General features: G+C 54.9%; 4 protein-coding genes and 2 pseudogenes. 2 read left to right on the forward strand and 4 right to left on the reverse strand.

The window, feature by feature from the left end; translation table 11 throughout:
• Nucleotides 1-98 precede the first annotated feature (98 nt).
• Nucleotides 99-1,808 carry a sodium:solute symporter family protein gene (locus tag ADICEAN_RS09685; RefSeq protein WP_009195406.1) on the reverse strand — a complete coding sequence of 570 codons (1,710 nt, stop codon included), beginning with the start codon at nucleotides 1,806-1,808 and terminating at the stop codon, nucleotides 99-101.
• An 87-nt stretch (nucleotides 1,809-1,895) separates the two neighbouring features.
• Nucleotides 1,896-2,150 (reverse strand): annotated as a pseudogene (locus tag ADICEAN_RS09690) (DUF4212 domain-containing protein); the annotation flags it as partial.
• Nucleotides 2,151-2,498: 348 nt separating this feature from the next.
• On the opposite strand from ADICEAN_RS09690, the gene ADICEAN_RS09695 reads away from it, so the two are divergent.
• Both ADICEAN_RS09695 and ADICEAN_RS09700 read left to right on the forward strand, forming a co-directional pair.
• Nucleotides 2,499-3,470, forward strand: coding sequence for a DnaJ C-terminal domain-containing protein (locus ADICEAN_RS09695; protein WP_009195408.1), 972 nt, complete (start codon nucleotides 2,499-2,501; stop codon nucleotides 3,468-3,470).
• Nucleotides 3,454-3,813: a hypothetical protein gene (locus ADICEAN_RS09700; protein WP_009195409.1), complete on the forward strand. Its 360-nt coding sequence runs from the start codon at nucleotides 3,454-3,456 to the stop codon at nucleotides 3,811-3,813. Before ADICEAN_RS09695 ends, ADICEAN_RS09700 begins: the two co-directional genes overlap by 17 nt.
• Nucleotides 3,814-3,847: 34 nt before the next feature.
• Here the strand turns inward: ADICEAN_RS09700 and ADICEAN_RS23880 are convergent.
• Both ADICEAN_RS23880 and ADICEAN_RS22320 read right to left on the reverse strand, forming a co-directional pair.
• Nucleotides 3,848-6,276 (reverse strand): annotated as a pseudogene (locus ADICEAN_RS23880) (TonB-dependent receptor domain-containing protein).
• Between the two features lie 140 nt (nucleotides 6,277-6,416).
• Nucleotides 6,417-6,875: a hypothetical protein gene (locus ADICEAN_RS22320; RefSeq protein ID WP_009195412.1), complete on the reverse strand. Its 459-nt coding sequence runs from the start codon at nucleotides 6,873-6,875 to the stop codon at nucleotides 6,417-6,419.
• Between the last annotated feature and the right edge of the window lie 326 nt (nucleotides 6,876-7,201).

The raw sequence follows: 7,201 nt of genomic DNA on the forward strand, positions 1-7,201 counted from the left end.
CAAAAAAGGCATTCCTTAAAAAAGTAGTTATAAGCTACACTTTTTTTGACCCTGGCGCAACTATAAGAGGGATAGATTGCCTCCCCCTGCGGCCAGGGCTAGTGCCCGCTGGCGGCCCCTGCACCACGCGGGTAGCGGATGGTTTCTACCAGCTGCTGCACATGCGCAGGGGGTGGGGGGCTCAGCCGCATTACCACAAGCGATACGGCAAAATTCAGCAGCATGCCCAGTGTGCCAGCGCCCTCGGGCGAGATGCCAAACCACCAGCGGGCCGGCGCTACCGCCTGCGGGCTAAGGCCAAAAAGCGTTTGGCCAAACTTAAAGTAAACAATGTAGCCCAGCGTAAACAGCAGGCCCGAGAGCATGCCGGCAATGGCACCCTGCTTGTTCATGCGCCGGCTAAAGATGCCCAGCAGAATGGCCGGAAAAAAGCTGGAGGCCGCCAGCCCAAAGGCAAAGGCCACCACCTCGGCCACAAAGCCGGGCGGGTTAATGCCAAAGTAGCCGGCAATGAGCACCGCTACGGCAGCCGAAATCCGGGCTGCCCAGAGCTCACCCCGCTCGCTGATGTGGGGATTCACCATTTTTTTTATAAAATCGTGGCTCACCGAGGCCGAGATCACCAGCAGCAGCCCGGCGGCCGTAGAGAGGGCGGCCGCCAAACCGCCGGCTGCCACCAGCGCCACCACCCAGTTGGGCAGGCGGGCTATTTCGGGATTGGCCAGCACTATGATGTCCTTATCAAAGGTGGTTAGCTCGTTGCGGTTGGCATCGGCCACGTACTGGATGCGGCCATCGCCATTTTTGTCCTCAAAGGTGAGCAGGCCGGTGGTTTCCCATTTGCTGAACCACTCGGGCATAGCGTCATAGGGCTGGTTGTGCACAGTATTGATCAGGTTGGTGCGGGCAAAAGCCCCAATGGCCGGCGCCGTGGTGTACAAAATCGCAATAAAGACCAGTGCATAGCCGGCCGAGAGGCGCGCATCCCGCACCCGGGCTACGGTAAAAAAACGCACAATCACATGTGGCAGTCCGGCAGTGCCCACCATCAGCGCAGCGGTAATGCAAAACAGGTCGGCTAGCCCCTTGCTGCCGCTGGTATAGGCGGCAAAGCCCAGCTCCTGGTGCAGGCTGTCGAGCCGGTCCAGCAGGTAGGTGCCATCCGACAGCCGGTCGCCAAAGCCCAGCTGGGGAATGGGGTTGCCCGTCATCATCAGGGAAATAAAAATGGCCGGCACCATAAAGGCAAAGATCAGCACGCAGTACTGCGCCACCTGGGTGTAGGTAATGCCCTTCATGCCGCCCAGAGTGGCATAGAAGAATACGATGAGCATGCCAATAGCAACGCCCCAGTCGACGGGCACTTCCAGAAAGCGGCTAAAGACCACCCCCACGCCCCGCATCTGCCCGGCTACATAGGTAAAGCTCACAAAGAGGGCGCAGAGCACGGCCACCTGCCGGGCGGTTTGGGAATAATAGCGTTCTCCCACAAAATCCGGTACGGTAAACTTGCCAAACTTGCGCAGGTAGGGGGCCAGCAGCAGCGCCAGCAGCACGTAGCCGCCCGTCCAGCCCATCAGGTACACCGCCCCGTCATAGCCCATAAACGAGATCAGGCCGGCCATGGAAATAAAGGAGGCGGCGCTCATCCAGTCGGCGGCCGTGGCCATGCCGTTGGCCAGGGGCGATACGCCGCCGCCCGCCACATAAAAGTCTTTGGTAGAGCCCGCGCGGGACCAGTAGGCAATGCCCAGGTACAGGGCAAAGCTTGCTCCCACGAGCAGGTACGTCCAGCGTTGTACATCCATGGCTTAGGGGGTTGGGGAGGAAGGCGATTGAGGACTGTTGGGATCGGGGCGTTTTTTGCCGGCAGGCCTGTCCGGAGCCAGTGGGGCTTGCTCATGCACATTGTATGCCCGGTCCAGGCGGTTCATCAGCCCCACATATACAAAAATAAGCATGACAAAGGCATAGATGGCCCCCTGCTGGGCAAACCAGAAGCCCAGCTTAAAGCCGCCCAGGCGCAGGGCATTCAGCTCCTCCGCCCACAGAATGCCGCAGCCAAAGGACACCAGGAACCACAGCAGCAGGAGCAGCAGTACATAGCGCAGGTTCCTGCGCCAGTAGGCTTTTAGCGCGTTTGGGTGCATGAGCGTAAGGGGGTGGGGGTGGAGATCCGGGTGTAGAAAGCATTAAAGGGGGCAGGCAGCAGGGGGGTGCCGGGCCAATGGGGGATGCAAATGGGTTTCATGCAGGCAGCGGGGATTTAGGGCAAAATAGCAAACTAAATCAGAATATAGGCTATGCGAAGGGGTAAAAGCCTGTTCTAAACCAGGGCAGAGCGCATAAATAGCGCAATGTTATTTGTCTGTTGGACGGGATGGCGATTGATTGTTTGGGGCCTGGCAGAGGGGGCGATCAGGGGTGCCGGGGCTTTTTAGGGACACTATTGCGCCAAAGTTGTTAATTAAGTACCTTAAGGATATAGCGAATAGGCGATGGATTACAAAGATTACTATAAGATACTGGGGGTAGATAAGGGCGCTTCTCAGGAGGAAATCAAGAAGGCCTATCGGAAGCTGGCGGTCAAGTATCATCCTGATAAGAACAAGGGCGATACCGCAGCGGAAGAAAAGTTTAAGGAGATCAGCGAGGCCAACAATGTGCTGAGCGATCCCCAGAAGCGCCGGGAATACGACGAGCTGGGCTCTAACTGGAAGCGCTACCAGCGCCCCGGCAGCCCGGGTGGTTTCGACTGGACCGAGTTTTCCCGCCAGCACCGCGGGGCCCAGGGGCAGCGCAGCTACGATTTCAGCGATGTGTTTGAAGGCGCCGGCAGCGGCAAGCGGGGAGGAGGCGGCTTTTCCGACTTTTTCCAGACCTTTTTTGGGGGCGGCATGTTTGGTGGGGGCGGCGGTGAGCGGCGTGCCGAGCACAATGCCGGAGCGCACCTGAAGGCCGAGATCCAGATCTCTCTGGAGCATGCCTACCAGGGAACAGCCCAGATCGTTACCCTGCACGACCAGCCGGTGCGCATTCGGCTGAAGCCGGGCATTGAGCATGGGCAAACGCTTAAACTAAAAGGGAAAGGCGAGCCGGGGGTATACGGCGCGCCGGCCGGCGATCTCTACCTGAAAGTGCTCATTGCCGATGATCCCCATTTTACCCGCAAGGGCGACGACCTCTATGCTCCCCTCCCCCTTGATCTCTACACGGCCCTGCTGGGCGGCAAGGTAACGGTAAACACCCTTTCGGGGCCGGTGGCCATGCAGCTGCCCGAGCTTACGCCCAACGGCAAAGTGCTGAGGCTGAAAGAAAAAGGCATGCCCCGCTATAACCAGGAGGGGCAGTTTGGCGATTTATATGTAACGGTACAGGTGGAGCTGCCCAAGCGGCTCAGTCCCGAGGAGAAAGAACTGTTCCAAAAGCTAAGAGCCCTTAACGAGCAAGAATATGCTGGCACACATTGACCTGATCCAGAAGAGCAATCCCCATTTCGAAGAATTTCTGCACAGCCTGCAGGAGCGCCGGCTGCGCTTCTATGCCACCGAGCTGCAGCAGACCCTGGAGCTGCCCGAGCTGGAGCAGCTGGAAGATGCGCTGCGCAGGGCCATGGACGTTTGCCGCAGCCAGCAGCTGGAGCTGGCCGAGCATTTCAAGCCCATCTACCGCTGCGAAGAAACCCAGATCATCAGGGACTGGAAGCTCTCCCCCCTGGCCTGGTGCCTGGTACTGGTCAATGCCAACCCCGCCCATCCCGAAGTAGCCCGCATGCAGCTAACCCTGATCCAGAGAGGGTTTACAGAAGCCTAAAGGGGTTGGTAGACTTCTTTTTTATAAGGATATGTTATCGGTCATTCGGCTCCACTCTGGCCTTGCGTTTTGTGCGGGCCGGGCTGGTTTGTACCTTGCCAAACCGGTAGGAGAAGGACAGGCTGTATTGGCGAATAACCGCCATTGATTCCTGCACCTGGTAAAATAGCGGATCTTGTACTTCGCTGATAAAGCGCCTGTTCTTCTGAAAAGGGTTCTCGATGAATAGGCTTAGTTCTCCTTTTTCATTCCGCAAAACGTCCCAGTTTAGTGAGAGGTTGTGAGCGACCAAAGGCGCGGAAGTGCCTTGTAAAAAGAGTTGAGGGGATGTGTAGCTGATGGCTCCACTGGTGCGGAAGCGCTTGCTTATGCGGTAGCTTAGGCTACCCATTGCGGTTAGGTTGGTTCCAGCCCTGTGCTGCAGCCGGTTTTTAAATGTGCCCAGGAGCCTAACATACTGAAGTGTGCTGTTTGCAGTTAGGTAGAGCTTACCAAAAAGGGGAGTGTTACAGCTCAGGCTAATGCCATGCACCTGCCGCTGGCCCAGGTTTGCAAATGTAGTATGGGCAACGGTATCTGACTGAAGGCTGGTAAATTGCTGAATGGTGTTGTGGCTGGCATGATGAAACACACTGGCGGTAAGCATGCTTGTATTTAGTTGTGTAGAGAGCGCAAACGTAAAGGAGTGGATGGTAGCCGGCGTAAGCGCTGGATTGCCATAGCTGATATTACGCGGATCGATCAGGTTTACATAAGGATTCAGATGGTAGAGCCCAGGCCGCTCCACCCGCTGAGTGTAGGATAGCTTTAAGGAGGTTGAGCGCCTGACCGTGTGGGTGAGGCTAAAGCTGGGGATCAGGTTTCTGTACCGTTGGCGGGCGGCCGTTCCTGACGAAAGAAAGTGGGCATTTACCCGGGTCTCCTCCAGCCGGGAGCCTGCCCTGAGTCCCCACCGTTTTTTTTCAGGTTGAAGGAAAGATACATGGCATGGATCTCCTGCTGGTAATCAAAGATGTTGCTTTGGGAAGGGTCTATATCGAATCGTCCGGTTTTTTGGTCCTGAGTACTGTAATAATAGCTGCTGCCGTTCTGTCTGAGGGTTGACATCAGCCCTATTTCCATCAGCTGGCGGTTAAATGGCTGCACATAATCGGCCTGCAGCACATAGTCCCGGATATCGTTGGTATTTTGCGTCTGACTCAGCTGGCGGCCTTCCGGCTCAAGGGGATCCAGAACAAAATCTGATGAAAATGTGTGTGCCTGAAGGCTGGCCCGATACCTGAGACTCAACAGCTGCTCGGGACGCTTTTTAAAAAATTGCTGGAAGTCAATGCTCAGATCGCCGCTGCCAGACCGGCCTTTTGCTAGGCTTCTGTTCTCATAGGTCTCTACCAATACCTGCCTGTTCTCATAGAGCCTTGCCTGTTGCTTAAAGTCCTGTTCATTGGTGTTGCTGTTTCTCCGGTAACTGGCCGTCAGCAGGCTTTGCGGGCTAACCGCAATAGAAAGTTCAGCGCCTGCATAGGTAGCCAGGCTGTGGCTGGTGCTTTCTCCGGATTGCTGCAGCCTGGTGTGCTGTTGATACTCTTCTCGTAGAAAGCTGCTTACAGCCGGAGGATCGGTGATGGTTGTTCTTCCCAGTTGTCCGGAGAAGCCCAGCTTGCCCATTTTGCCGCTTAGGTAGCTGTTCAGGTTTGTGCCCCGGGGGTTGCTGAGGGTGGCAGTAGCTGACCCAGTATACCCATTCACTGTTTTGTGATGGGTGATGATGTTGATGATGCCTCCAGTTAGTTCAGTTCCAAAGCGGGCAGGCGGATGAGTGATCACTTCAATACTCTTAATGGCGCTTGCAGGCATGCTTCTGAGCACATCGCTCGGGTTGTGCACAAAAAGGGAGGATACCTGTCCATTGATCAGTACCTGATAGCTGCTGCTGCCATTTAGACGCAGCTTATTGTCCCCATCCAGTGAGAGCATCGGCACTTTGCCCAGCATGTCCAGGGCAGAAAGGCTCCGGCTATCCGGGTCGAGGGCGGCATGGTAGGTAAGCTTGTCGGCATCCTGTTCGATGAGGAGGGGTGGGCCCAGTACTACTACCTCTTCTAATAGGGCCGCATGCAGGGAAAGCGCCAGCTGGCCCAGGGAAAGGATGGACCCGTCAGCACCTGAGAGCGGAATGCTTATTGTGGAATAGCCTACATGAGAGAGCTCCAGTATATAGTCTTGTTTGGGCAGGTCTGCTAAAATAAAGTGCCCCTCCGGATTGGTAATAGCGCTGGCAAGGGGGTGTTTGGTTTGAGGGGCACGCAGGGATGCGGTTACATAGCCTAGCGGCCTGCAATCGGAGGCGTCAACTACCTGTCCTGTTACCGAAGTGGTTAGGAGTGTATCAACAGCATCTATCTGTGCAGATGAAGTACTCAATGCAAAATACCCCAGACAGCACAATAGTAGAGTTTTCATAAGAAAAAAGAGTTTGCATTCAGGCGCTCTTACAGCTATAGGCTGCAAACGGACAAGGCGGAGTTAATAGGGGAGGGGGCAAACACTTTTAGGACCGGAGAAATGCTCTCCGGTCCTAAGAGGGAAATGGAGCAGGCAACTTAAGGAATTTGCATGGATCCAGATTCGCCAGATTGTGTAGAGAAACTCAGTACTTTATTAGCGATGATGATGTTAACGAGTTGAGTTAAGCCATTTGGACAATTGCTGAAATCAACATCTTGTCCAATGGAGGAGGGGTCTAGTGTTAGAGAAAAGGTAACCTGTCCATTTCTGTCCCGCTCATACTCTCCGCTTGCCGAGAGTGATTTTGTTTCTGTATGCGGCCTTACCGGCTTGCCATTGCCCCTTGTAGAGCAGGTGCGTGTTGCTGTAACATCAGCCGTATAGGTAACGGTTACCAGGCCGGAGCTTTGACCCAGCCCAGCAATTTTGCCAGAGACTGTAAGGCCATTGTTACTTACCCGCACATCCGTAAAGTGTGGGTTCTGCGCCTGGGCAGTGTGCATAGCCAAAAATGCGATAAACGCAAAAGCGAGGGTGAAAATTGATTTTTTCATGGTACTTGGGTGTTTAAAAATTGGAAATAGAAAAAATAAAAAGTGTAGAAATCTATAGCCTGATTGGGCATAGCACTAGTAGGCCCCCGTATTGGGGGATGCAGGTGCTGCTTGCTGGTCCGGGAGCATAGGTTCCGGACTAGCGGGCATTGCCAATTGCATTCATCAGCCACTTGGCCGACAATTCAACTTTAATGATTGGGTATGAGGTTGTTGTCTTTACCACCAGTCTGTAGCAGTCTCTGTGCGGGAGAGGCGGTTATGCTTGCTGGTGAAACGATTGCCTGGGGGGAGTAAGCAGTTTAAAAAATAAAGGGGTAAAAGCC

This window comes from Cesiribacter andamanensis AMV16 (assembly GCF_000348925.1).
Lineage (GTDB): Bacteria > Bacteroidota > Bacteroidia > Cytophagales > Cyclobacteriaceae > Cesiribacter > Cesiribacter andamanensis.

What these genes read in the sequence shown, in the direction of transcription:
- ADICEAN_RS09685 (WP_009195406.1), bottom strand. Translation starts at nt 1,808, where the DNA reads ATGGATGTACAACGCTGGACGTACCTGCTCGTGGGAGCAAGCTTTGCC.
- ADICEAN_RS09695 (WP_009195408.1), top strand. Translation starts at nt 2,499, where the DNA reads ATGGATTACAAAGATTACTATAAGATACTGGGGGTAGATAAGGGCGCT.
- ADICEAN_RS09700 (WP_009195409.1), top strand. Translation starts at nt 3,454, where the DNA reads ATGCTGGCACACATTGACCTGATCCAGAAGAGCAATCCCCATTTCGAA.
- ADICEAN_RS22320 (WP_009195412.1), bottom strand. Translation starts at nt 6,875, where the DNA reads ATGAAAAAATCAATTTTCACCCTCGCTTTTGCGTTTATCGCATTTTTG.